A 23,433-nucleotide genomic window follows, 5' to 3' on the forward strand; every position below is an offset into this window, starting at 1 on the left:
CCCGCTGTCCTGCTCGCGCAGCACCGCGATGATCTGCTCCTCGCTGAACCTGCTCTTCTTCACATCCGTCTCCTCACGAAGGCGGACTCTAGCTCAAACTGGCGGAGTTTCAGGGGAGCACGTCATGGCCGGTCCCGCTGGCGCCTACATCTTCCATTCGCTGTCGGCGAACCCTGACGTGCTGGACGCCAGCGCCACCAGCCCGACGCCGGGGCAGGTTGTCGTCACCATACTGTCGCGCAGCGCCGACGGTACCGCCCCGGCTGCGCTGGTCGATGCGGTCGACACGTACCTATCGGCGGACACGCGCCGCCCGCTCACCGACATGGTGCAGGTCCGCTCGGCCACGATCGTCCCCTATGTCATCGCAGCAACCGTCACGACCTATGGTGGTCCCGACCCAGCGATCGTCCTGAAGGAAGCCCGCGCGCGGCTCGACGCCTATGTCGCGCGCTGCCATCGAATCGGGCTCGACGTGACCCGGTCTGGGATCTTCGGTGCGCTTCATGTCGAGGGCGTCCACAACGTCACGCTGACCCAGCCGGCCGCTGATGTTGTCGTCGACCGGACAGCGGCGACGTGGTGCACCGGGATCGTCATCACGCCCGGCGGGGTCGGCGAATGACCCTTTTGCCCCCGAACAGCACACCAGTCGAACGGTCGATCGAGGCGAGCGTCGCGCGGATCTCCGACGTGCCGGTGCCGCTGCGCCAGCTCGTCAATCCCGACACCTGCCCGCCCGGTCAGCTGCCGTTTCTCGCGTGGGCGCTGTCGATCGACACATGGGACAGCGACTGGCCCGACACGATCAAGCGCGCCCGCGTGCGATCGGCGATCAGCATCCAGCGCCGCAAGGGCACCGCCGCCTCGCTGCGTGAAGTCGTCGCCAGCTTCGGAGGCGCGGTCGCGGTGCGCGAGTGGTGGCAGTTGACGCCGCCCGGCCCAGCACACACCTTCTCGCTCGTCGTCAGCCTCGACGGCATCGTGCGGCCTGAAGCTTCCGCCGCCTATGCCGATGCCGTCATCTCCGAGGTGGCGCGCACCAAGCCCGCCCGCTCGCACTTCACCTTCAGCCAGGCACTCTCGACCGCCGGCGCGCTCGGCTTCGTCGCCGCCGCGCGCCCGGCCGTTCACGCGCGCCTGATGCTCGCTGCCTGAGGAAACCCATGGCCCTGCAACTCGTCATCACCAACGCCGGCCGCGCCGCGGTCATTGATCAGGCGAACGGCGGCTTTCGCGCCGTCCGGATCGCCGCAGTGGGTGTGTCGCCCGCTGCTGTCACTGCGACACCAGATGCCGCTTCCCTTTCCGGCGAGGTGAAGCGAATTGCCTCGATCGCCGGTGAGGCGACCGCGGCAGACGTCGTGCACCTGACCGTCACCGACGAGAGTGGCGCGACCTATGCGGTGCGATCGTTCGCGCTTTACCTGTCGGACGGGACGCTGTTCGCGCTCTACGGGCAGGCCGACACGATCGTGGAGAAGTCGGCGCAGGCGCTCCTGTTGCTCGCGATCGACATCGCGCTGTCGAACATTCCGGCAGCCGCGATCACCTTCGGCAATGCCAATTTCACCAATCCTGCGGCGACGCTCGCGCGCGCTGGCGTGATCGAGATCGCCGACGACGACGAAGAGCTGGCGGCGGTTGATCGAACCAAGGCGCTCACGCCCAAATCTCTCAACCGCGCAATCCGTCGCGGCGTCGGCGGACGCCCGGTCGACTTTGACACGAACAGCGGCTCAATGACGATCCGCGGCGACCAGTTCGGCTGGGAAACCGGATACTTCTTCCGGGGCGCCTCCGGCGCGACAGTCGGGGGTTTCGGCGCTATCGGCGGCAACAACACCCTCAACTATTTTTACGTCGGCACCGGCTATCAGGCTGCCAACAACCTGCGCGTCTATCCAACGCGAGTGTCGTATGGCGACAACACCATCTGGCACGCCGGCAACGATGGGGCTGGTTCCGGCCTCGACGCGGATCTGCTCGACGGGCGCCATGCAGACGCGTTCGCACTCCTCGCGGGCGGAACGTTCACCGGGAACATCTCTGTTGCGCCGAGCGGTTCGGGGCAGGTCTCCCTTGCGCATTCCGGCACGACGGGGGCGTCGGGTTATGTCGAGTTTCGGCGGAGCGATAGCACCCGCGAAGGGTATATCGGTTTCGCGCCCACTGGCGGGCAGATCCAGCTCATGTCCGAGAACGGCCGCGGCTTCAACGTCGCCGGCGGTCCGCTCACCCGCGCAGGCAACGCCCTCTGGGATGCCGGCAATGACGGTGCGGGGTCGGGGCTCGATGCCGACCTACTCGATGGGCATGATGCCGCAGAGTTCGCGTTACTTACCGGCGCTCGATACACAGGCCTTGTCCGATTTCAGGCTCAGGAAGCGATCCGCCTCGCGGGCAAGGACAGCTTTATCTCTTTCTATTCCGCCGACGAGCAGTCACGTCGCGGGTATTTGCAATTCTACGGCACCAGCGGGGTGCTGGCGAATGATGGAGCCGGCGCGCTGCACCTTCAAACGGGCGGCACAAACGTCCTGACGGCGGGGCCGGGAGGCGTTGCGATTACCGGTGGCTTGTCGCGTAACGGCAATCTCGTCTGGGATGCCGGTACCGATGGTGCCGGGTCCGGTCTGGACGCCGACCTTCTCGATGGGCGGCATGCCGACGCTTTCCTGACCCGCAACGTCGGCGCCCGGCCGCTGGACTATGACGCATTCGGCGGCTCGATGACGATCAGGGGCGATACCGGCGGCTGGTCGACGGGCTATAACTTTCGCGCCGGAGACGGCACGTTTCTTGGCGGTTTTGGTGCGCTCGGCGGCGGAAACAGCTTCACCTACTATTTTGTCGGCCCCAGCTACGATGCCGCAAATGGTTTGCGGGTTTATCCCAATCGGGTCACTTACGGTGACAACACGATCTGGCATGCCGCCAATGATGGCGCCGGCTCCGGTCTCGACGCCGATCTGCTCGACGGCTGGCAGCGTGACGACGTTCGTGACTGGAACAACCTACTCAACAAGCCGGTCGCATTCCCGGTCGCCGCTCACACGCACGGTGCGGCCGACATCGCCGGCGCGTTCCCCGGCTCGCTGTCTGGCAACGGCTACACGGTGCTGCCGAACGGGCTGATCCTGCAATGGGTCACCGGCGCGCAGCAGGCTGCCAGCTCGGAGGGAACGCAGTACGTGGCGTTCCCGATCGCCTTCAACACCTGCTTTCAGGTCATGACCTCGACGCAAGTGGCCAATCCGAACATCGAGTCGCACGCCGTTTATCAGCTGATCAGTTTCACGGCCGAGGGCGCAACCGTCATGCGCCAGCTCGTCAGCGCGTCGGGCGCCGACCGCGAGCCGAGCTGGCCACGCCTCTTCGCCATCGGCCGATAGGAGGGCCGCACCCATGTCGATCCACTACAGCCCGAGCCGCAACAGCTTCTTCGACGATCGCGTGCACGCCACGCTTCCAGACGACGCCCATCTGGTCACGGCCGAGGAACACGCCCGGCTGCTTGATGCGCAGACCGCCGGCAAGGTCATCACCCCCGGCCTTGACGGCGAACCAACCGCGCGCCGCCCGGCCGAGAACGGCGAGCAACTGCGCGCCCGTCTGATCACCGCCACCAAGCGCGAGGCCGCGCACCGGATCGAAGCGATCGCGCCGCTCTGGCGCCAGCTCAATGACTGGCGCGACCTGCCGCTCTCGCAAGGCAGCGAACGTGCAGCGATCGAGGCGCGGGTGGCAGCGATCAACGCGATCCGAGAAGCGTCCAACGATCTGGAACAGAAACTCGCCGCCATGACGGCGCGTCAGCTCGCCAAGGCCGACATCGCGAACGACACCCACTGGACCCAAGGAGCAGCAGCATGAAAATCACGATCGGCACCTATGACGCCACCACCCGCGCCGTGGCCGTCACCTTCGAGCAGGGCGAGATCCAGCATCACCGCTCGGTGAATGCCTGCCACGACAAGGACGGTGCCTACAACGAGACCGCGACCAAGGCCCGCATCGACGACGTCGCGCGCGGCGTCGCGCAGAAGATCCTCGTCGGGGCGATCACCGAGCCGGTGCCGGAGTCCGAAGCTCCGGCGGTTCCCGCCTGACGCTACCACCTGTTCCTGTGGAATGTCGTTTCCACAGGAACAGGTACGCGCGAGACAGCGCGCACGGCGGCATGGTCCGGCACCGTGACCGCCATTTCCGATCCTCGCCGCTTGGCCGGCAACCTGATCCAGCTGGGCACGATCGACCATGTCGATCTGGCCGCGGCGACGTGCCGCGTGCGCGTTGGCGAGATCGAGACCGGCGACCTGCCGTGGCTTGCCGCGCGCGCCGGCACGACGCGCATCTGGTCGGCGCCGAGCGTCGGCGAGCAGTGCCTGCTGCTCTGCCCGGAAGGCGACATGGAAGGCGGCATCGTTCTGCCCGGCCTTTTCTCCGACGCGAACCCCGCGCCTGCCACCGCTGCGCTGGATCTGATCCGCTTCAGTGACGGCGCCGAGCTGTCCTATGACGCCGCCGGCGCCGGGCTGAAGCTCACGCTTCCGGGCGGACGTCCACTGACGATCGTCGCGCCGGCAGGGATCAGCCTCAACGGCCCGGTCAAGGTCGACGGTAAGCTCGACTGCACCGACACCATTACCGCTGCGACCGACGTCGTGGGCGGCGGCAAGAGCCTCAAGGATCACATCCACACCAAGGTGCAGGCCGGCGGCGCGGTCTCGGGTCCGCCACAATGATCGGCATGGATGCCAGCACCGGCAAGCCGCTCGGCGGCGAGGATCACCTGCGCCAGTCGGTGCGGGACATCCTGTCGACGCCGCTCGGCAGCCGCATCGGACGGCGCGAATACGGCTCGCTGCTGCCCGAGCTGCTGGATCAGCCGATGAACGCGATCGGCCGCATGCGCCTGATCGCGGCGACCGCACTGGCGCTCGCCCGCTGGGAGCCGCGCATCCGCGTCACCGCCGTCGCGGTGGCACCGGCCGCGACCGGCGTCACCACCATGACGATCGACGCGACCCGCCTCGACGTGCCCGCGCCGAACGCCCGCACCCGCCTGCTCGTCCCCCTCGCCCGTACCGCCTGAAGGAACCGCATATGCACGGCATCACGTACACCGAACTTAATCAGGGCGCCCGCTCGCTCGTCACCGTCGCGACTGCCGTTATCGGCATGGTCGCAACTGCGACCGCCCCGGCCGGCGCCCAGACCGCGGCACTGGACGCCGCCTTCCCGCTCAACCGCCCGGTGCTGGTCGCCGACCTTGATGCCGCGATCGGCGTTGCCGGCAACGCCGGCACGCTGCGGCTCGCGCTTCAGGCGATCACCGATCAGGTTCGCGCGCCCGTCATCGTCGTGCGCGTCGCGCCCGGCGCCGACGCCGCCGGCACCAGCGCCAACGTCATCGGCGGCACGGCCAACGGCCTGAAGACCGGCATGCAGGCGCTGCTCGCCGCCGAGGCGCAGCTGGGGGTCCGCCCGCGCATCCTCGGCTGCCCCGGCCTCGACAGCGCCGCGGTCACCGCCGCACTGGTCACGGTCGCCGACAAGCTGCGCGGCTTTGCCTATTCCAGCGCGATCGGCGCCGACACCGCCGCCGCCATCGCCTATCGCGGCACCTTCTCGTCGCGCCGGCTGATGCTGGTCTACCCCGACTTCGTCGCCTTCGACACCCTCGCGGCGGCGAACGCCACCAGCTTCGCGGTCGCGCGGGCGCTCGGCCTCCGGGCCAAGATCGATCAGGAGACCGGCTGGCACAAGACGCTGAGCAACGTCCCCGTTGAGGGCGTGCTGGGACTGACCAAGGATATCGGCTTCGACGTCATGGACGCGACGTGCGAGGCGAACCTGCTGACCGCCAAGGAAGTGACGGCGCTGGTGCGCACGCCGGCAGGCTATCGCTTCTGGGGCAATCGCACCACCGCGCCGACCGGCGACCTGTTCGCCTTCGAGTCGACCGCCCGCACTGCTGACGTGCTGACCGACACGATCGTGAGCGGCCTGCTCTGGGCGATCGACAAGCCGCTGCGCCCGTCGCTGGTCAAGGACATCGTCGAGACGATCAATGGCGGCTTGCGCCAGATGAAGGCCGAGGGCCGGATCGTCGATGGCCGGGCATGGTTCGAGCAGAAGGCCGGCAAGAACGACACGGCCTATCTATCGGCCGGCAAGCTGGCGATCGACTATGATTACACGCCGGTTCCGCCGCTCGAAAACCTGAACCTCACCCAGCGCATCACCGACAGCTACCTCGCGGACTTCGCGGCGGGGCTGGCGGGCTGACGCGCGCGACCTTCCTCCCCCCTCGATCAACGGAGCTGACCCATGGCGTTGCCCGCGCTGCTGAAGAACATGAACCTTTTCAACGAAGGCCAGAGCTGGCTCGGCGAGGTGGCTGCGGTCACCATCCCGACGCTCACCCGCAAGCTGGAGGAATATCGCGGCGGGGCGATGGACGGTCCGATCAAGTACGACATGGGCGGTGAAGCGCTCGAACAGGAGGCGACCTATGGTGGCCCGATGCGCGAGATCCTGCGCCAGTTCGGCCACACGTCGGCGTCTGGCATCTACCAGCGCTTCGTCGGCTTCTATCAGGACGATTCCAGCGGTCGCACCGCGACGATCGAGATCACCACGCGCGGCCGGCACGAAGAGATGGAGTTCGGCGAACAGAAGCCGGGCGAGCCGGGCGAGTTCAAGGTCAAGTCGGCGCTCACCTATTATCGGCTGGACTGGGACGGCGTGACCGTCATCGAGATCGATCGCCTCAACATGGTCTTCATGGTCGACGGCATCGATCGTCTCGCCGAGCAGCGCGCCGCCATCCTCTGACCCCGGCGCGGGCTGACCCCCTTGTCCGCGCCCACCTCGGCCGGCGCCTCACCAGCGCCGGCCGCTTTCTCGCACTGGATTGAGCCATGACCGAACAGATTGCCGTCGCCGCCGCCTCGACCATCGCCATCGCCATCGCCAGCTTCACGCTCGACGGCCCCGTCACCCTCAACGGTGCCGAGGTGATCGCCGCCGGTACCGAGATCCACGTCCGCAAGCCCATGTCGGGCGAGCTGCGCGGGCTCACCATCAATGCGCTGCTCAATTGCGACGTCGCCGCGCTGCTGACGATCGCGCCGCGCATCACCTCGCCCGTCATACCCAAGGGCGCGACGATGGACCCGGCCGACCTGACCCAGCTCGGCGGCGAGGTGATGGATTTTTTGCTGCCGAAGGCGGCGAAGGCAGCCTTGCCGACGACGTAGACGAGGCGATGGCGGACGTGGCGACCGTCTTCCACTGGTCGCCCGCCGCCATGGACCCGATGCCTGTAGCCGAGCTGATGCGCTGGCACGCCCGCGCGCTCGACCGCTTCAAGGCGATGAACACTCCCGCCAAGGCGCGCTGACCGCATGGACCGCAATCTCCGCATCCGCATGCTGCTCGAAGCCGGCGACCGCTTCTCCAAGCCGCTGCGCGATCTTGCCAGCGGCGGGCGCACCGCCGACGCGGCACTGAAGGGCGCGCGCGACCGGCTGAAAGAGATCGAGCGCACCAAGGGCAACGTCGACGCCTTCCGCCAGCTCAAGACCGACTCGGTCGCCACCGGCCGCGCGCTCGAAGGCGCCAAGTCGAAGGTCGGCGAGCTGTCGCGCGCCATGGCACAGGCCGAGACGCCGACGCGGGCGATGACGCGGAATCTGGAGCGCGCGCGCCGCGAGGTGGCGAGCCTGACCCGTCAGCACGAGGGCGAGGAACGCCAGCTCCACGAGCTGCGCACCGCGCTGCGCGACGCCGGCGTTGCCACCAACGATCTCGCACGCCACGATCGCGAGCTGCGTACCGCCGCTGCCGGCGCCAATCGCGAGCTGGAAGAGCAGCTGCGCCGCACCGACCGACTTGCCGACCGTCAGCGCCGTTTCAGCGCCGCGCGCGCCAAGTTCGGGCGGATGCAGGACATGGCCGGCAACATCGCCGGCGCCGGGGCTGGTGCCATCGCCGGCGGCGTCGCAGTCGGAGCCGGCGTATGGGAAGGCGTGAAGGCCGCGCAGTCCTTCGAATCGGTGATGACCGATATCGCACAAAAGGCCGATCTGAGCCGCGTGCAGGCCGCGCGCATGGGCAAGGAGCTGCTGGGCGCGGCGCGCGCCGCCAACCAGCTGCCCGAGGATCTGCAAGCCGGCGTCGACGTGCTGGCGGGCTTCGGCCTCGATCCGCGGCAGGCGGTGGCGATGATGAAGCCGATCGGGCGCGCGGCGACCGCCTACAAGGCCGAGATCGCCGACCTTTCGTCGGCGGCGTTCGCCGCGCACGACAATCTCAAGGTGCCGATCGCCGACACCGGGCGGATGATCGATGCGATGGCACAGGCCGGCAAGTCGGGCGCCTTCGAGATCAAGGACATGGCGCAGTATTTCCCGACGCTAACCGCCGCCTATCAGGGGCTGGGGCAGACGGGCGTCAACGCCGGCGCGGATCTCGCCGCTGCGGCGCAGATCACGCGCAAGGGTGCCGGCGACAGCGCCACCGCTGCCACCAACCTCGCCAACATCCTGCAGAAGATCAGTTCGCCGGCGACCAACAAGGCGTTTTCCAAGCTGGGCGTCGACCTGCCCGCAGCGCTCCAGCGCGCCTATAAGGAAGGCAAGACGCCGATCGAGGCGCTCGCCGAGCTGACGAACCGCGCGCTCAAGGGCGATCTCAGCAAGCTCGGCTACCTGTTCGAGGATGCGCAGGTGCAGCAGGGGCTGCGCCCGCTGATCCAGAACATGGGCGAGTATCGCAAAATCCGCGCCGAGGCGATTGCCGCCGCGCAGGCGAACCGCACCACCGACACCGACTTCGCCGAACGTCTGAAAGACAGCGACCAGCAGACCAAGGCGCTGTCGATCAACGCCAAGGTGCTGGCGGTAAACATGGGCACCCTGCTGGTGCCGGCGGTCAACGGTGTGACCGAGAAGCTGGCGGCGCTCACCGGATGGGTCGCCAGTGCCGCCGAGCGCCACCCGCTGCTCGCCAAGGGGGCGGCGCTGGCGGCAGCCGGGCTCGCCGTCCTGATGGTGACCTTCGGCGTGCTGGCGATCGGCGCGGCGGCGACCCTCGGCCCGATCGCCATGGCCAATGCCGGGCTGGTCGCGATGGGTGTGGCGGGGGGTGCTGCCTCGGTCGGGCTCTTTCCGATCATCGCTACTGTCGCCGCTGTCGTGGCAGGTGTCGCGGTGCTGGCCGGTGCGGCATACCTGATCTACCAGAATTGGGGTGCCATCAGCGGCTTCTTTGCGAGCCTTTGGGCCGGCGTGAAGGGCGCCTTCGCCAGCGCCGGTGCCTTCATCATGGACTGGGGACCGCGCGTCGGCCGCTTCCTGATGGACGGGCTTCTGACTATGCTGAGCCCTGACCGGCTGATCGCACGCATCGTCCAGCTCGGCCGCGCTGCGATCGGCGCCTTCAAGGGCGTGCTGGGCATCCACTCGCCGAGCCGCGTCTTTGCCGGGCTCGGCGGCTTCATGATGGCCGGGCTCGACCGCGGCATGGACGATGGCGCACGCAAGCCGATCGCCAATGTGCGGCGCGTCGCAGGCGCGCTCGCCGGCACGTTCGCCGCCGGCGCCGCGGTGGCCGCGCCGGGGCTAGACATGGAGGCCCGCGCCAGCGGTGCCCGTCAGGCGCTCTCGCGCGGCGCAGGAGCGCTGGAGCAGTTCCGCTCGATCGAGCGACGCGGCAGTTCGCCGCGATCGGCGTCTGCCCCCGCCGCGTCAGCCGAGTATCACTTCCACATCACGCAAGCCCCCGGCCAGTCGGCCGACGATCTGGCACGCGCGATCCGCGAAGAGATGCAGCGCATGGAACGCAAGAACGCCGCCGCCCGCCGCTCGACCTTCCGCGACGATCCCGATGGAGCCGACGTATGAACCTCATGGCGCTGGGCATGTTCGTCTTCTCGCTGCCGACGATCGCCTATCAGGAGCTGGCACGCGAGCGCTCGTGGCGCCACGCGCGCGCCGGGCGGGTCGGCGCGCTCGATGCCGTCCAGTTCACCGGGCGCGACAATGACGAGATCACGCTATCGGGGGATGCGCCGGCCGAGCTGATGGCGGGTCGCGCGTCGATCGACCAGCTGGTCGACATGGCCAAGGATGGCGCGGCATGGCCGCTCGTCGCCGGCACCGGGGCGGTCTACGGCAACTTCGTCATCACGAAGATCAGCGAACGCCACACCGCCTTCTTCGCCGATGGCACGCCGCGGCTGATCAACTTTACGCTCAACCTGCTCGAAGTCGACGCGCAGCCCGCGCCGGTGGCCGTATGACCGAGGCGAACGTCGCCGATTACCGCATCACGGTCGACGGCAAGGATCTGACCCCACGTTTGAAGGGCACCGGTGGCCCAGCCGGGCGGGCGCCCCGCGCGCGCCTCATCGGGCTGCGCCTGTCCGAGAAGCGCGGCGGTGACGCCGACCAGCTCGAATTGACGCTCGACGACAGCGACGGGCTACTGGAGATCCCGCCGGCCGGGGCGACGATCACCGTCCAGCTCGGCTGGGCGAGCGGCACCGACGTGGCTGTAGGGCTGGTCGACAAAGGCACCTTCGTGGTCGACGAGATTGAGCATAGCGGCCCCACCGACCAGCTCGTGATCCGCGCCCGCTCGGCCGACCTCACCAGCGCGATCCGCGCCCGGCGCGAGCATAGCTGGCGATCGACGACGCTGGGGACGATCGTGAAGGCCGTCGCGGCGCGCAACAAGCTCAATCCGCGTGTCTCGGCCGCGTTGGCAGGGATCACGGTGCCCGCGCTGGCGCAGAGCCGGGAGAGCGACATGGCGCTGCTACGCCGCCTCGGCCGGGAGCATGACGCGACTGCCACCGTGAAAGCCGGCGCGCTGATCTTCGCGCCGATCGGCAAGGCAGTGACCGCCAGCGGCGCGGCGATACCCGGCCTGACGATCACCCGACGCGACGGCGACCGACATACCTTCAGGATCGAGAAGCGCGAGGAGGCCGGCGCGATCGAGGCGGCATGGCACGATCGCAAGGGCGCCAAGAAGCAGGTGGTCAAGGTCGGCAGCGGTACCGGCGAGGTGCGGCGGCTGGCGCGGACCTATGCCAGTGCGGCCGGCGCGCGCGCCGCAGCGCAGGCCGAGCTTGGTCGCGCTACCCGCGCGCCCCGCAAGCTGGACCTCGGACTCGCGCTGGGCCGGCTGGAGATCTACCCCGACCGGCCCGTGACTGTGCGCGGCTTCAAGGCACCGATCGATGCGACGAGCTGGATCGTCAGCGACGTCACGCACGAGCTGGTCGCTTCGCGAGGGTTCGAGACCGCGCTCACGCTGGAAAGCGCAGGCTAGCCGCTACTCGATTGAGATTTCGCCCTCGCCATAGGCAGCGCGCTCGAAAACGTTCGTTCCCTCACGTAGCGGCGCCGACGACAGGATCTCCAACCGCGCCAGCGCGGTGCGCACCAGCTGTTCGGCGACGAGCTGCTCGGCTGGGCGACGAACATCAGGGTTAGATGAGGCGAGGTTCTTTCGTATCCCAGCTCCAAGCCGGCTGAGATTGTAGCGCATCCGCCAGATCAGTTCGTCTTCGTTGACCTGCCTCATGACCGACGATCGCCCAAGTCGATCTCCATCTCGACCGGCACTGCCAGATAGTGCGCGCGCATGCTCGCGTCCCAGCTGGCCAGCCCCATGTCGATCGCGTCCGCCATCGCTTCGTCGCTGCTGCTACGCCACGCCGTCTTGGGCGAGCCCAGTACGACCACGCGGAATCGTACCCCGACGATCGCCGCCAGCGCAGGAAGCGCGGTCGCAAACGCGCGCTGATGAAGCGCCACACCCATGTCCGTTCCCTCGACTCGTCCCTCGATCCGGCGTATATGTTCCTATTCTGTTCTCATTGGAAGAGGCTATGCGCGAGTTCACGTTGGCTATCGTCGGGATCGACTTTCCGAATGACGACCGCGCGAAAAGCAATCGCCGATCCGAGCTGCTAATGCTGCCGCCGGGCGTGCCGATGGATCTGCGGCCGGAACCGCGGAACCGGCACGACCCGCACGCGGTCGCCGTCTTCAGCCCGGCCGGCGTGCAAGTCGGCTATGTGACCGCCGAGCGGGCCCCATGGATCGGCTCGCGCATTCGAGACGGCGAGGAGGTTCGCGCAATCTACCAAGGGCTTGTGGAATCGGCCGGCTATCTGCGCGTGCGGGTTGGAGGTGGCGACCCGTCGTTGCCGCCTGTCGCATTCGCCCCGGAACGCCCGCTCGATCCGGAAGAAGTGGCCGAGGCGAGCGATGGATTTTGGCCAGACGATGATGGGCCGGAGTGGGAAGCCAAATTGAATTCTGAGGGTCGTTCAAACGTTAGTAGGCGCGCCAGTTGGAAATGCGGATCCTTCCGGAAGGTGCGTTCACAGCCGTTTGATAATGTGCGAAACACGCCCTACCACGTTGATCTCGTCGGGATGCGCCTCATCGGGTGGGACACGATCGTTATCAGATAAGATCGTCACCTTCTCGCCTCGCACACGCAGACGCTTCATCATCGCTATGTCGCCGATCGTGAAAGCCCAGATTGCATCCTGATCCTGCACGCGGCGATCGGAACGATCGATCAAGACGATATCGTCATCCTCTATCGTCGGCGACATAGAATTCCCCCGCCCCCGCGCCCAAGTAAGGGAGGCCGGTGGCGTCCTAGTCATTGCCTCCAGCCAAGTTCGGGGGAAATGCATCACCTCGACGTTGATGTGCCCGTCCGCGAACGTTCCACCCATCCCGTATGCCATGTCGATCGACGCCACGGGAACTAGGTCGAACATCTCGGCAATTTGATCAGGCGAAGGGGCCGGCGGGGCATCGCTAGACGGATTGTTTGTTTCGCCGGCCAAATAGTCGACGGAAGTGCCCAACACTCTCGCAATCTTGTGCAGGTGCGCCGACGAGCGGGACTCACCTTTCACCAACCCGTTGATCGTAGTTTGCGCGACACCAACCTGCCGAGCGAGTTCCGACTGCGACATGCCCAGCGCGGCCAGCCGCTCAGCGATCCGTTCCCCGATTTGCATCGCCCTGCTCTAACGGAGCGCCGTTAGATGTGGGCAAACCTTTTCCGCTTGCGTTCCTAACGGTGCTCCGTTAGGTAAACAGGAATGGGCATCGAGACACACTCCGAGACTCCGCTGGCTAGGGCGGTCAGAGCGGCCGGCAGCCAATCCGCTTTCGGGCGTATGATTGGCCGACGTCAGTCGACGATTTTCCTTTGGCTGAACAACGATACTCCGTTGCCGGCCGAGCTGGTGCTGCTTGTTGAACGTGAAACTGGCATCTCCAAACACGATCTTCGCCCCGATATCTATCCGCATGCTCAGGCTAGCGGAATGCCTGTTGAGCGTACCGGTGTCGCGTGCAATCAGCCTTCGATTTCGCAGCGAGCACCGGCGTGACCCATATCCGTGCGCCCCTCACCTTCGCTGGTGCCATGACGCAGGTGGCCGGACTGATCGGCTACCCGACTGCGGCGAAGATTGCGGGCCGCGCCGAGCGCACCGTCTACGCATGGGCGCATCCGACCAGCAAGACGGTGCCGCCGATCGATCAGGCGCTCGCCTTCGACGCCGCATGGCGCGAGGCCGGCGGCGCCGGCGCTCCGTTCCTCGACGCCTTCGCCTTCCAGCTCGGCCTCGTGATCGAACGTCAGGACGCCTGCGCCCGCGCGCTGGTCGCGGACGTCAGCAACGTTTCCCGCGAGACGGGCGAGGCAATCGCTGCCGCCCTCTCACTTACCAATTCCAACGCCTCGCCGCTGGATGCGCACCGCGCATTCGCCGAGGTGACGCAAGCTGGCGCCGCGATCGACGCGCTCCAGCAGCGGGTCGCCAGCTTCCTTCGGTCCGGCGCGGGGCCGGGCGCAGGGTTGACGGGGGTTACACGGTGAGAAGGAACTATACCAAGCGGGCGCCGATGATCGTTTGCCCGCACTGCCAGCATCCGGCCGAGATCCGCACCAGCGAGCAGCAGACGCGGCTTGTGCGCGAGCTGCTCCTGCTGTGCAGCAACGACACATGCGGTTTCCGGTTCGTCGGCCAGATCGTCGCCGTGCGCACGATCCAGCCGAGCCTCGATCCGCATCCCGCCATCGCTCTCCCGCTCGTCATCAGGTCGAAGCCTGCCAACGACGACGCGCCTATCCCTGCCAACGATGAACGCGCCCCGGCGGCTGACGCCGAACCCATGAGCTAACCGCCGCGGGTTCGCCCGCGCGCCCACCACCACCGTCACCGGCCAGCCGATCGCGGAACCCGCTTTCGGCGACGCCCCCGCCTTGCCTGCGAAAGACCGCCCCTTGTTTCCTGACATCCACCGTGAAGTGCTGAAACGCCTCCTGAACGACTACAAGTTCAAGGAGAGCGGCAAGTATCTTCGTCAGGGCCGCTGCCCGGCCTGCGACAAGAAAGAGCTGTATACCGGGTTCGACAAGCCGTGGGTGCTGCGTTGCGGACGGCAGAACCGCTGCGGTGCCGAGTTCCACGTCAAGGAACTGTATCCCGATATCTTCGACAATTGGTCGAAGCGCCATCAGCAGACGCCCCAGAACCCGCACGCTGCCGCCGACGCCTACCTGCTGCACGCCCGCGGTTTCGATCTGGCAGGCCTGCGCGGCGCCTATGCGCAGGAATGGTACACGGACCGCGAACGCAATCTGACCAGCGCCACCGTCCGCTTTCCGTTTGGCAACGGCTATTGGGAAAGGCTGATCGACCAGCCGTCGCGGTTCGACAAGAAGAAGGCCCGCTTCAGCTACGGGCTCGACTATAAGGGCCGCTGGTGGACGATGCCGGGCGACACTATGGCGACACTCGCCACGGTGACCGAGCTGTGGCTGGTCGAGGGCATCTTCGACGCCATTGCGCTCAACCAGTCCGCCGCCTTCCGCGACGCCGGCAAGCGCGCCGTCAGCCTCATGACGTGCAACAATTATCCCGAGCTGATGCTGCACGAGCTGCGCACTGCTGCGGCGGCACAGAACCGCGGCACGCCGCTGCTCGTCTGGGCGCTCGACGTCGGCGCCGCTGGCACACGCTGGACCCGCGCGCATGTCAAAACGGCCCGCGAGGCCGGCTGGGCGTGTGGCGCGGCGCAGGTCCGCCCTGACGGCGAGGGCGACAAGCTCGACTGGAACGACCTTGCGCAGCGCGAGAAGCTGACCGCTGAGGATCTCGACACCTATCGCTGGAACGGCGAGGTGACGATCGCGCAGAACGCCACCGATAAAGCGATGCTGTTCTACGAGCGCGACCGCGTCGCGTCGTTCCCGCTCACCTTCGCCGGTAAGCAGCTGTGGGCGAACTTCTCGATCGAGCGCATTCAGGGCGTGATGACGGCGTGGCTGGAGAGCGACGACGCCGAGTTCGACGACTTCAAGGCGCTGCCCTTCCACGAACAATGGAACAAGGCCGCGGCCGAGGCCATCGACATCGACGAGCTGGCGAACTGCGTCTTCCGCACGCTCTACTACCAGCGCGACCCGAACATCGAGGAGGGCGCCTATTACCTGCGCATCGACTTTCCGTCCGATCGCGCCACCGTAAAGGCGACCTTCAGCGGCGCGGCCTGCGCGGGCAGCAGCGATTTCAAGAAGCGGCTCGCCTCGATCGCGCCGGGCGCGCAGTGGACCGGCAACCAGTATCAGATCGACAAGCTGATGGCCCGGCAATGGTCGACCATCCGCATGGTCGATGCGATCCAGCACACCGGCTATTCGATCGAACACGGCGCGTGGATCCTCGGCGACCTCGCCGTCCACAACGGCCGCGTCCATGAGCCGAACGAGGATGATTATTTCGTCCTCGGCAAGAAGTCGGTCAAGCTGCGCACCACCGACCGGATGCTGCGCATCGACTATCAGGCCGACGCGCTCGACCTGTCATGGGTGCCGCCGCTCTGGACGGCCTATGGCCCCAAAGGCGTCGTGACGCTCGCCTTCTGGGTGCTGAGCTTCTTCGCCGACCATGTCCGCCGCGAGCAGGACAGCCTCGCCTTCCTCGAGATGACCGGCCTGCCCGGCACCGGCAAGACCACGTTGCTGGAGTTCCTGTGGAAGCTCGCCGGCCGCGCCAACTACGAAGGCTTCGACCCGACCAAGGCGACCAACGCCGGCATCGCCCGCACGCTCGGGCAGGTCGGCAACCTCCCGGTCGTGCTGATCGAGGGCGACCGCAATCAGGAGACGCCGCACGGCCGACGTTTCGAGTGGGAAGAGCTGAAGACCGCCTACAACGGTCGCGCCGTCCGCACCCGTGCCATCGCCAACGGGGGCATGGAAACGTTCGAGCCGCCGTTCCGCGGCGCGATCGTCATCGCGCAGAACGACACGGTCGAGGCGTCACCCGCGCTGCGCGAGCGCATCATGGCGATCCACTTCGACAAGAGCCGTTTCGGTGACGCTGGCAAGACGGCCGGCGAACAGCTGAGCCGTTACGACATGGAGAAGATCAGCGGCTTCATCGTGCACGTCGTGCGCAAGGAAGAGCAGATCCTTACCGCGTATCGCGAGGCTTTTCGGCGGCGCGAGCGGATAATGCTCCAGCACCCCGGCATCCGGAATGGCCGCTTGGCGAAGAATCACGCCCAGATCGCCGCGATGCTCGATGCGATGCGGATCGTCGTCACCAACCTCACGGACGCGCAGGTGGAAGAGACACACCAGTTCGTCCTGACGATGCTGGAAGAACGCCAGCGCACTGTCGAGAGCGACCATCCACACGTCGACCGATTCTGGGAGCTGTTCGACTATTTGCGCGCGCAGGAAGGTCCACAGCCGGATCGGCCCGTCGACCACAGCCGCACCCCCGATGTCCACGCGATCAGTCTCGTCGATTTCGAGCGCAAATGCGCGGACATGAAACTTCAGCTCCCGTGCACCGCGGTCGAGCTGAAACGCCTTCTGAAGACCAGCAAGCGCCGCAAATTCTGCGCCGTGAAGTCGGTCAACAGCCGGACCGACAAGACCGTCAACGCATGGGTCTTTCGCAACCCGGACTTCGCCCAGCCCACCAGCAACGCCCGTTGAACGGAGCCACGACCATGATTGTCTTTTCTCCCGCACCCCGCTGCAAGCCCGGCGTCCAGCGTCTCGTCGAGCCGATGACCGCCGCCTGCTACCTGCGCCTGCGCCGCGCTCGATCCGGCATGTCGCGACGCGATCTCGCCTATCGGCTGTCGAGCGCAGTCCAGCCGCATTACCTTGTCAGCCCCGCTGCCCGCGTGCCTGCGCTCGACGAGGCCATGGCGCTGATCGACATGCTGGAAACGGACGGCGCGCGCGCACGGTACCGCTGGACGATCGAGGCGATCAGCGCCCTCATCCCCGTCGACGTCGACGTCTATCACCAGCTCGCCAGTGATCCCGAAGAGCGCCACCCGCAGGTGTGCCGCGGCTGCGCCTGCACCGAAGGGGACGTTGCCAGCTCCGGTTGGGCAGTGGCGAACCTGTGCGTCTCGTGCCTGAAGCGCGACGCCGCACTGGCGGAGGTGCGCTGATGCTCGGCCACTATCACCGCCCGCACGATGCGGCTTCGTGCCGTCACTGCCACGGCACCAACCGCATCGCGGTCTCACGGCCGATCGGCGCCGGCCGGCGCCGCGTCTACAACGTGCCCTGCAACGTCGTGACCCGCGCGCAGGCCGACGCTGATCGCGCGCGTGCCGGCCGCTGGATCGGCTGGACTGCCTTTGCTGCCGCGTCGCTCACCGCCGGCGTCCTGATCGAGCCGGTCGCCACAATGGCCGCGGCGGTGCTGCGATGACCGGGATAACCATGCGCACGATGCGCGGTCCCGGCGGCGCAGTCGTGCACGTTCCGACGCCGATCGTCGCCAAACCGGCTGGCGGACGCAAGCGCAAGGCGCGTCCTGCGCCCGATCCGATCAAGACGAACGGAGAGACGGCAGCCGAAGAGCTGCGTCTGCTGATCGAGCGGGCCGAACGGATGGCGGAAGAGATCAAGGGCATGCAGGACGATCTCGCCGACGTCCTCGCGGAGGCGAAGTCGCGCGGATACGATGCCAAGGCGATCCGCGACATCCTGAACATCCGCAAACAAAGGCGGGAAGAGTATCAGGAACACGCCTGCATCCTCGAAACCTATATGCAGTCGCTGGGGATGCTATGAGCGCCCCCCGCTGGCTTCATGACTTCGAGCTGCTGGCGATGGTCGCCCGGCACCTGCACACTGCGCGCACCATACAGGTCCGCACGGCGCTGGATGCTGGCCGGATCACCCGCGAGCAGGCCAACGACGCGGTGCGGATCACCCGCGCCATCGCGAAGAGCTGGTCGCGCATCGCTGACACTCGCTGCGCTCCCGGTGCACTCTGGGACGGCGACGCCGGCGGGGCATGGGACCACGAGCGGCTCAAGACATTGCAGGCGTTCGCCTCGGCCGCGCGCCGCAACGCCTATGATGCTGCCGGCGACTGGGAACTGCTCGGCCTCGCCGACGCAATCGCCACCCTGATCCACCACGAGGCTGACACGCCGATCGGCGCACGCCTGCTCGCGGCCGAGATCCCGATCGCCAGCCTGATCGCCCTGCCCGTCTCCCTGCCGGCCGTTCCCGCCGGCGAACTCACCATTCCCGACGCGCCTGCCCGGCCGGCGTCGGCGCCTGCCAACCTCTACGGAGAAGCCGCTTGACCACGCACGCCACCGCCGCGCCTCGCTGGCGCCGCATCGCCGGCATCACGCTTGCCGTCATCGTCGCGATCTGCACCGCACCCTTCATCCTGATGATCCTCGTCAGCCGCATGTCCGGGGAGCGCCGCTGATGCGCGGTTACATGCCCGTTCCCTTGCAAAAGGAGCACCTGCGCAGGCTTGAGGCGATCTCCCGGACCCGCGCCCTCACCGACGCCGAAAGCGCGATCGTCGAGCGCCTCGTCGACCGCGAGCGCCAGCGTGGGTATCGAGCCGCAGCCGCACGCCGGCGCGCGCTCCGGCGGAAGCAGGTGAGGGCATGAGCGCGATGCGGGACACCTACATCACCCGCGTTGCGCAGGGCGGTTGCTTCGTCTGCCACGGATCGTTGGCGAAGTGGGCAGGTCCGAACGCACAGGGTGTGGCGGCTCGCCATCACGATGCGACAGGGCATAGGACGTGGTGCGACGTCACGATGTGCGTCACCTATGGCAGCGCGCCCGCGGACGATCGGCAGACCGACATAGAGGACGCGATCGGGGGGGCAGCCTGATGCCCATCAGCCCGGAGAACCGAACGCGCTACCCGCGCGGCTGGCCGGCGATCAGCCTGCGCATTCGCAAGGAACGCGCGGGCGACCGTTGCGAGTGCCAGGGCGAATGCGGACATGATCATGATGGTAGGTGCGGCGAGCTGAACGGCAAGCCGCACAGCGTCACCGGCTCGACCGTGGTGCTGACCGTCGCCCACCTCGACGACACACCGGAGAACTGCGCCGACGGGAACCTGCGTGCCATGTGCCAGCGCTGCCATCTCGCCTATGATCGCGACACGCATGTCGCGAACCTGCGCGAGACTATGTCTCGGCGCCGGCTCGCCCGCCTCGGCAATCACGAGCTGTTCGGCACCCGCGATCTTGGCACCCGGACTCGCCCCGAGCGAACCCCGCTCGCGCCGCCGGTCACCCGGCTGCCCGCATGGCCGTTCGGCGACCTCGTGCCGCAGCGCTACGGCGTCATCCTCGCCGATCCGCCATGGCGCTTCCTCAACCGCTCGGCCGCGGGCGAGAAGAAGAACCCCGTAGCGCACTATCCCTGCCTGACGACCGCCCAGCTGGCAGCACTGCCCGTCGCGCGGCTGGCCGCGCCCGACTGCGCGCTGATCATGTGGGCGACGGCCCCGCTCCTGCATCGTGCGATCGAGCTGATGGGGCAGTGGGGGTTCACCTTCAAATCGGCCGGCGCATGGGCGAAGCAATCGTCAACCGGCGATCGCTGGGCCTTCGGCACTGGGTACGTTTTCCGCTCAGCAGCCGAGTTTTATTTGGTCGGCACCATCGGGAAGCCCCGCGTCCAGTCGCGTTCGATCCGCAACCTTCTGGTTGCGCCGGTGCGGGAACACAGCCGGAAGCCCGACCAGATGCATGCCGACGTCGAGCGGCTCTATGCCGGCCCTTATGCAGAGCTATTCGGGCGCCAGCGCCGGCCGGGCTGGGACGTTTGGGGCAATGACGTCGACCGGTTCACGCCCGAGGCGGAGCCATGAGCGCGGCCCCCGAACTGATCGACCTTGTCGAAGCCCTTGCGCGCGCCGCCGTCGAGCGGGACATAGCTGCACTACGATCCAGAGAATCGCCCGTTGCAAACGGTAATTTACGCCCGTTATTCCAGTCAGCTTCAGAACGCCCGGTCGATCGAGGATCAGATCGCGGTGTGTCGGGAGCGTGCGGAGCGTGAAGGCTGGACGATCGTCGAGATCTTCACCGATTATGCGATCAGCGGTGCCGCCGGCATCGAGGATGGTCAACGCCCCGGCCTGAACGCCCTGCTCAACCGGGTCGAGGCCGGCGGCATCAATCAGGTTCTTACCGAATCCACCGATCGCATGGCGCGACATCAGGGCGATGCCTTCACCATCCGCGAACGCCTGCAATACGCTGGATGTCGCCTGTTCACCCTGATGGATGGGGTGATCGACGAGATCAACGGCACCTTCAAGGCATTGATGGATGCGCGCTTCCGTGCCGATCTGGGCGCCCGCATCAAGCGCGGGCAGCGGGGGACCGTGGCGCAGGGCCGGGCGCCCGCCGGTCTCGCCTACGGCTACCGGCGCGCGAACAAGATCGACGAGCGCGGCGAGCTGGTGCGCGGCCTGCGCGAACTCGATCCGGTTCAGGCACCGATCGTGCTGCGCATCTTCGAGCGCTATGCCGCCGGCGACAGCCCGCGTGCCATCGCCAAGGCGCTGACCGACGAAGGCGTACCGCCGCCCCGCGGCGCGACATGGCGTCAGACGACGATCTCCGGTGACAAGCAGCGCCAGAACGGGATGCTCAACAACCGGCTTTACGCCGGCACATTGGTCCACAACCGCACCAGCAAGGTCATCAATCCGCGCACTCGCCGGACAACCATCAGGCCGAACCCGGAAAACGAGTGGGTCGAGGCGCCCGCCCCCGAACTGCGGATCGTCAGCGATGATCTATGGCAAGCCGTCCAGCTGCGACGCCAGCAATATGAGGGTAAGTCGCTGCATGTGACCCGTCGACCCAAGCACTTGCTGTCGGGCTTGGGGGTATGCGGCGTCTGCGGCGGTGGCTGGATCAGGCGCGATACGAATTACTGGTGCTGCGGACGGTTTCGCGACGGCGGGGGCTGCACGAACAACCGCACGATCAAGGACAGTACCTATCAGGATCGCGTCTTGGACTGGCTGCGCACTGAATTGCTGTCGCCCGACCTCGTAGCGACCTACGTCCGCGAATATCACCGGCATCATACCAAAATGCTCGTTGAGAGGACGAGGGAACGATCGACATTGGAACGACGTCGCAGCGAGGCACAGCGCAAGCTCGATCGGCTGGTCGGGATCGTCGCGGATGGCGGCGGCGAGTTCGCCGAGATCCGCGAGGCGCTGGGCAAAGCTCGCGCCGATCGCGACGAGGCCGACCGCCAGCTCGCGCGGATCGAGGCGCCTGCCGTTATCGGCTTGCACCCGATGATCGCCGACGACTACCGCCGCCAGATTGAAGAGCTGGCGGCGACCCTCGCGGCCGACAACGCAAATAAGGAAGCGGCTCCTAAGGTTCGCGCGCTGATCGATCGCATCATCCTGACGCCAAAGGGCGGGAAGGCGCGCGGCGTTGATGTAAACCTCGTCGGGCGGCTCGAAGAATTGATCCGCATGGCGACCGGGTCAGGATCCACACACCTGACATTCTTCAATAAGTCTGCGTCTAACGCTTAACTGACGGTAGCATTGAACACCTCGATTAGAGTCCAGACTTCCAATCCGCTCCGTGGCTACCAAATGACGCATCAACTGCGCGCCTCAGCTTTGACATTACAGTCGGATCCGTTGCTGGATCAGGAGTAATTTCCCATGTTGAGCCAACTTCGTGCTGGACAACGTCAATTCGCAAGACGATACCTGAAATTTCATTAAGTCTCTTTTTGATAACCTCTATTTCACCGTCCGTTGCCGAGCTTGCGATCTTCCAAGGTTCGATGTCGCCAATTTCATTGATGTACGGCAATGAAACCTCTGGAGGCATTACGAAGAATCTGGTTAGGACGCCAAAAGAATAATGCCCCGCCTCCTGCTCAACTAATCGATTACAAACATTTCTGAGAGCCGGGTTATCCCTGTCTGAAACAACTGCTAATATGAAATTTGTTTTTTCTCGATCTTTACGGGAAAGATTTATATAATATTTTTGAAAGTGCATAAGCCGGCTCTTCACAGACGAAGCACTTATGCTTTTTCCCGTATATAGGACCTCTACGACAAGCTTTTTTTCACCGACTTGCGCGACAGCGTCGAAGCTTATCGTAGGAACTTCCTTTGGCGCGACATCTCTAATGAAGGCCACACCATACTCTGCGGACAATTCGCCTATCGCCACGGAGTCGGCAATAATAGATTGGGCATAAGCCCGCGTTCTAGACGCTCCAAAACCGCGCCCTGTGCTGGCCTTCTTCACTTGAACAAGAAGAGATGGTCCACTTTCTAAATCACTGACGTCTACGGATACAGCCTGAAGGCTATCATCCGAAGCTGCTATCTCAGCCAAGGCTACTGTGGCAGGCTCCAACTCGGCGTTTACTTCCTCCGCTAGCTTCTCTGCCCTTAACCGGATCGATGCCGGCTGGAAGGTGTCTCGAAATAGACTTTCGTCTTTGAAATCAGAGGGAGCATAAAGGACGTGGTGCTTCGTAAGAAGTGTCCCAAAGAACGAGCACACCAGCACGAGTGGGAAGAGCATTAGGAACCATACGAACGTAGCTTGAACCGGCTTGTCTAGAAAGGGCAGGATCACAGTTCCACTAACTTCAGCGATGCCAGCGAACATGGCTATGACCGTTAGAGGGTTTTTGATGTGTCCGACTTTCTCGATCACGCAGATCGCCCCCCCTGCTGAAGCTTACTTCGGCGTGGATAGCCTACCGCGATCCTCCATGCCAGAACCGTCGATCTGGCCGTGCCACATGTGCCACTGACCAATTCACTTCACCCGCTCCAGCATCAAGGCTTGCAATCGCTCCTTCCTGTCGCGCGTCACCGCCGCGATAGAGGATAAGCCTTGCCAAGACCTCCGGCCGCCCAAAGGCAGCTAGAGTCTGAGTCATCTGAGCGGAGTCGATCGGGGATTCACACGGCGCTGGAAGTCTGATTCAAGGTGCTGGCCGTGCGGAGGTCGGCAGGTGTGGGTCGAGCCTATTCGGATGATTTGCGTGAGC

At 66.0% G+C, this 23,433-nt stretch carries 32 protein-coding genes; 28 read left to right on the top strand and 4 right to left on the bottom strand.

The features are described 5' to 3' along the window. Positions 1-124: 124 nt before the first annotated feature. The 14 genes from BACI71_RS17195 to BACI71_RS17260 all read left to right on the top strand — a co-directional run bounded on the left by BACI71_RS17195 (position 125) and on the right by BACI71_RS17260 (position 11,349). Complete coding sequence (locus BACI71_RS17195) at positions 125-625, top strand: baseplate assembly protein (protein WP_236553091.1); 501 nt, start codon at positions 125-127, stop codon at positions 623-625. Continuing rightward, complete coding sequence (locus BACI71_RS17200; protein WP_159761361.1) at positions 622-1,158, top strand: phage tail protein I; 537 nt, start codon at positions 622-624, stop codon at positions 1,156-1,158. Before BACI71_RS17195 ends, BACI71_RS17200 begins: the two co-directional genes overlap by 4 nt. Positions 1,159-1,166: 8 nt before the next feature. Then, positions 1,167-3,395, top strand: coding sequence for a gp53-like domain-containing protein (locus BACI71_RS17205; protein ID WP_159761363.1), 2,229 nt, complete (start codon positions 1,167-1,169; stop codon positions 3,393-3,395). A 13-nt stretch (positions 3,396-3,408) separates the two neighbouring features. Then, positions 3,409-3,876: a hypothetical protein gene (locus BACI71_RS17210; RefSeq protein ID WP_159761365.1), complete on the top strand. Its 468-nt coding sequence runs from the start codon at positions 3,409-3,411 to the stop codon at positions 3,874-3,876. Further along, positions 3,873-4,112 (top strand): hypothetical protein, encoded by a 240-nt coding sequence (locus BACI71_RS17215; protein ID WP_159761367.1) that lies wholly within the window; start codon positions 3,873-3,875, stop codon positions 4,110-4,112. The genes BACI71_RS17210 and BACI71_RS17215 overlap by 4 nt, the downstream gene beginning before the upstream one ends. Positions 4,113-4,196: 84 nt before the next feature. Further along, positions 4,197-4,748 (top strand): phage baseplate assembly protein V, encoded by a 552-nt coding sequence (locus BACI71_RS17220; RefSeq protein ID WP_236553092.1) that lies wholly within the window; start codon positions 4,197-4,199, stop codon positions 4,746-4,748. Between the two features lie 5 nt (positions 4,749-4,753). After that, positions 4,754-5,098, top strand: coding sequence for a GPW/gp25 family protein (locus BACI71_RS17225; RefSeq protein ID WP_328804095.1), 345 nt, complete (start codon positions 4,754-4,756; stop codon positions 5,096-5,098). An 11-nt stretch (positions 5,099-5,109) separates the two neighbouring features. Beyond that, positions 5,110-6,294 (top strand): phage tail sheath subtilisin-like domain-containing protein, encoded by a 1,185-nt coding sequence (locus BACI71_RS17230; protein WP_201297513.1) that lies wholly within the window; start codon positions 5,110-5,112, stop codon positions 6,292-6,294. 42 nt (positions 6,295-6,336) lie between these two features. Beyond that, entirely contained in the window at positions 6,337-6,843 is a 507-nt protein-coding gene (locus BACI71_RS17235) for a phage major tail tube protein (protein ID WP_159761371.1), read from the top strand. Positions 6,844-6,929: 86 nt separating this feature from the next. Next, positions 6,930-7,268, top strand: coding sequence for a phage tail assembly protein (locus BACI71_RS17240; protein WP_159761373.1), 339 nt, complete (start codon positions 6,930-6,932; stop codon positions 7,266-7,268). An 8-nt stretch (positions 7,269-7,276) separates the two neighbouring features. After that, positions 7,277-7,411 (top strand): GpE family phage tail protein, encoded by a 135-nt coding sequence (locus BACI71_RS17245; RefSeq protein ID WP_159761375.1) that lies wholly within the window; start codon positions 7,277-7,279, stop codon positions 7,409-7,411. A gap of 4 nt (positions 7,412-7,415) precedes the next feature. Beyond that, positions 7,416-9,914: a phage tail tape measure protein gene (locus BACI71_RS17250; RefSeq protein WP_236553093.1), complete on the top strand. Its 2,499-nt coding sequence runs from the start codon at positions 7,416-7,418 to the stop codon at positions 9,912-9,914. Next, a complete protein-coding gene (locus tag BACI71_RS17255) occupies positions 9,911-10,312 on the top strand; it encodes a phage tail protein (protein ID WP_159761377.1) in 402 nt (133 codons plus the stop codon). Before BACI71_RS17250 ends, BACI71_RS17255 begins: the two co-directional genes overlap by 4 nt. Beyond that, positions 10,309-11,349 (top strand): contractile injection system protein, VgrG/Pvc8 family, encoded by a 1,041-nt coding sequence (locus BACI71_RS17260; protein ID WP_159761379.1) that lies wholly within the window; start codon positions 10,309-10,311, stop codon positions 11,347-11,349. The genes BACI71_RS17255 and BACI71_RS17260 overlap by 4 nt, the downstream gene beginning before the upstream one ends. A 3-nt stretch (positions 11,350-11,352) precedes the next feature. Here the strand turns inward: BACI71_RS17260 and BACI71_RS17265 are convergent, their stop codons facing one another. Next, on the bottom strand, positions 11,353-11,604 hold the full coding sequence (locus BACI71_RS17265) for a hypothetical protein (protein ID WP_159761381.1): 252 nt from the start codon (positions 11,602-11,604) through the stop codon (positions 11,353-11,355). After that, complete coding sequence (locus BACI71_RS17270) at positions 11,601-11,843, bottom strand: hypothetical protein (protein WP_236553094.1); 243 nt, start codon at positions 11,841-11,843, stop codon at positions 11,601-11,603. Before BACI71_RS17270 ends, BACI71_RS17265 begins: the two co-directional genes overlap by 4 nt. 68 nt (positions 11,844-11,911) lie before the next feature. Here BACI71_RS17270 and BACI71_RS17275 point away from each other — a divergent pair, with 68 nt between their 5' ends. Further along, the gene (locus BACI71_RS17275; protein WP_159761383.1) at positions 11,912-12,502 is read left to right on the top strand and encodes an HIRAN domain-containing protein; all 591 of its coding nucleotides are present in this window, start codon (positions 11,912-11,914) and stop codon (positions 12,500-12,502) included. Here BACI71_RS17275 and BACI71_RS17280 read toward each other — a convergent pair. Then, the gene (locus BACI71_RS17280; RefSeq protein WP_159761385.1) at positions 12,410-13,066 is read right to left on the bottom strand and encodes an XRE family transcriptional regulator; all 657 of its coding nucleotides are present in this window, start codon (positions 13,064-13,066) and stop codon (positions 12,410-12,412) included. The two genes, BACI71_RS17275 and BACI71_RS17280, sit on opposite strands and share 93 nt — an antisense overlap. An 84-nt stretch (positions 13,067-13,150) precedes the next feature. On the opposite strand from BACI71_RS17280, the gene BACI71_RS17285 reads away from it, so the two are divergent. The 13 genes from BACI71_RS17285 (at position 13,151) to BACI71_RS17340 (ending at position 21,940) form a co-directional block, all read left to right on the top strand. Further along, positions 13,151-13,444, top strand: a complete 294-nt coding sequence (locus BACI71_RS17285) for a transcriptional regulator (RefSeq protein WP_159761387.1) — start codon at positions 13,151-13,153, stop codon at positions 13,442-13,444. Then, positions 13,441-13,935 (top strand): hypothetical protein, encoded by a 495-nt coding sequence (locus BACI71_RS17290; RefSeq protein WP_159761389.1) that lies wholly within the window; start codon positions 13,441-13,443, stop codon positions 13,933-13,935. The genes BACI71_RS17285 and BACI71_RS17290 overlap by 4 nt, the downstream gene beginning before the upstream one ends. A 26-nt stretch (positions 13,936-13,961) precedes the next feature. Continuing rightward, positions 13,962-14,240 carry an ogr/Delta-like zinc finger family protein gene (locus BACI71_RS17295; protein ID WP_159761391.1) on the top strand — a complete coding sequence of 93 codons (279 nt, stop codon included), beginning with the start codon at positions 13,962-13,964 and terminating at the stop codon, positions 14,238-14,240. A gap of 127 nt (positions 14,241-14,367) precedes the next feature. Continuing rightward, positions 14,368-17,070, top strand: coding sequence for a toprim domain-containing protein (locus tag BACI71_RS17300; RefSeq protein ID WP_236553095.1), 2,703 nt, complete (start codon positions 14,368-14,370; stop codon positions 17,068-17,070). Between the two features lie 14 nt (positions 17,071-17,084). Beyond that, on the top strand, positions 17,085-17,540 hold the full coding sequence (locus BACI71_RS17305; protein ID WP_159761395.1) for a hypothetical protein: 456 nt from the start codon (positions 17,085-17,087) through the stop codon (positions 17,538-17,540). Beyond that, complete coding sequence (locus BACI71_RS17310) at positions 17,540-17,806, top strand: hypothetical protein (RefSeq protein WP_159761397.1); 267 nt, start codon at positions 17,540-17,542, stop codon at positions 17,804-17,806. Before BACI71_RS17305 ends, BACI71_RS17310 begins: the two co-directional genes overlap by 1 nt. An 11-nt stretch (positions 17,807-17,817) precedes the next feature. Further along, complete coding sequence (locus BACI71_RS17995; RefSeq protein ID WP_328804097.1) at positions 17,818-18,171, top strand: DUF2312 domain-containing protein; 354 nt, start codon at positions 17,818-17,820, stop codon at positions 18,169-18,171. Continuing rightward, a complete protein-coding gene (locus BACI71_RS17320; RefSeq protein ID WP_159761399.1) occupies positions 18,168-18,695 on the top strand; it encodes a hypothetical protein in 528 nt (175 codons plus the stop codon). Before BACI71_RS17995 ends, BACI71_RS17320 begins: the two co-directional genes overlap by 4 nt. Further along, on the top strand, positions 18,692-18,826 hold the full coding sequence (locus BACI71_RS18100) for a hypothetical protein (protein WP_268894079.1): 135 nt from the start codon (positions 18,692-18,694) through the stop codon (positions 18,824-18,826). Before BACI71_RS17320 ends, BACI71_RS18100 begins: the two co-directional genes overlap by 4 nt. Next, the gene (locus BACI71_RS17325; protein WP_159761401.1) at positions 18,826-19,017 is read left to right on the top strand and encodes a hypothetical protein; all 192 of its coding nucleotides are present in this window, start codon (positions 18,826-18,828) and stop codon (positions 19,015-19,017) included. Before BACI71_RS18100 ends, BACI71_RS17325 begins: the two co-directional genes overlap by 1 nt. Further along, positions 19,014-19,247 carry a hypothetical protein gene (locus BACI71_RS17330; protein WP_236553096.1) on the top strand — a complete coding sequence of 78 codons (234 nt, stop codon included), beginning with the start codon at positions 19,014-19,016 and terminating at the stop codon, positions 19,245-19,247. Before BACI71_RS17325 ends, BACI71_RS17330 begins: the two co-directional genes overlap by 4 nt. After that, positions 19,247-20,239 (top strand): MT-A70 family methyltransferase, encoded by a 993-nt coding sequence (locus BACI71_RS17335; protein ID WP_159761403.1) that lies wholly within the window; start codon positions 19,247-19,249, stop codon positions 20,237-20,239. The genes BACI71_RS17330 and BACI71_RS17335 overlap by 1 nt, the downstream gene beginning before the upstream one ends. 93 nt (positions 20,240-20,332) lie before the next feature. Next, positions 20,333-21,940, top strand: coding sequence for a recombinase family protein (locus BACI71_RS17340; RefSeq protein ID WP_159761405.1), 1,608 nt, complete (start codon positions 20,333-20,335; stop codon positions 21,938-21,940). A 25-nt stretch (positions 21,941-21,965) separates the two neighbouring features. Here BACI71_RS17340 and BACI71_RS17345 read toward each other — a convergent pair whose 3' ends face one another. Further along, entirely contained in the window at positions 21,966-23,093 is a 1,128-nt protein-coding gene (locus tag BACI71_RS17345) for a hypothetical protein (protein WP_159761407.1), read from the bottom strand. Between the last annotated feature and the right edge of the window lie 340 nt (positions 23,094-23,433).

It is taken from the genome of Sphingomonas sp. 8AM, from assembly GCF_902506455.1.
Classification (GTDB): Bacteria; Pseudomonadota; Alphaproteobacteria; order Sphingomonadales; family Sphingomonadaceae; genus Sphingomonas.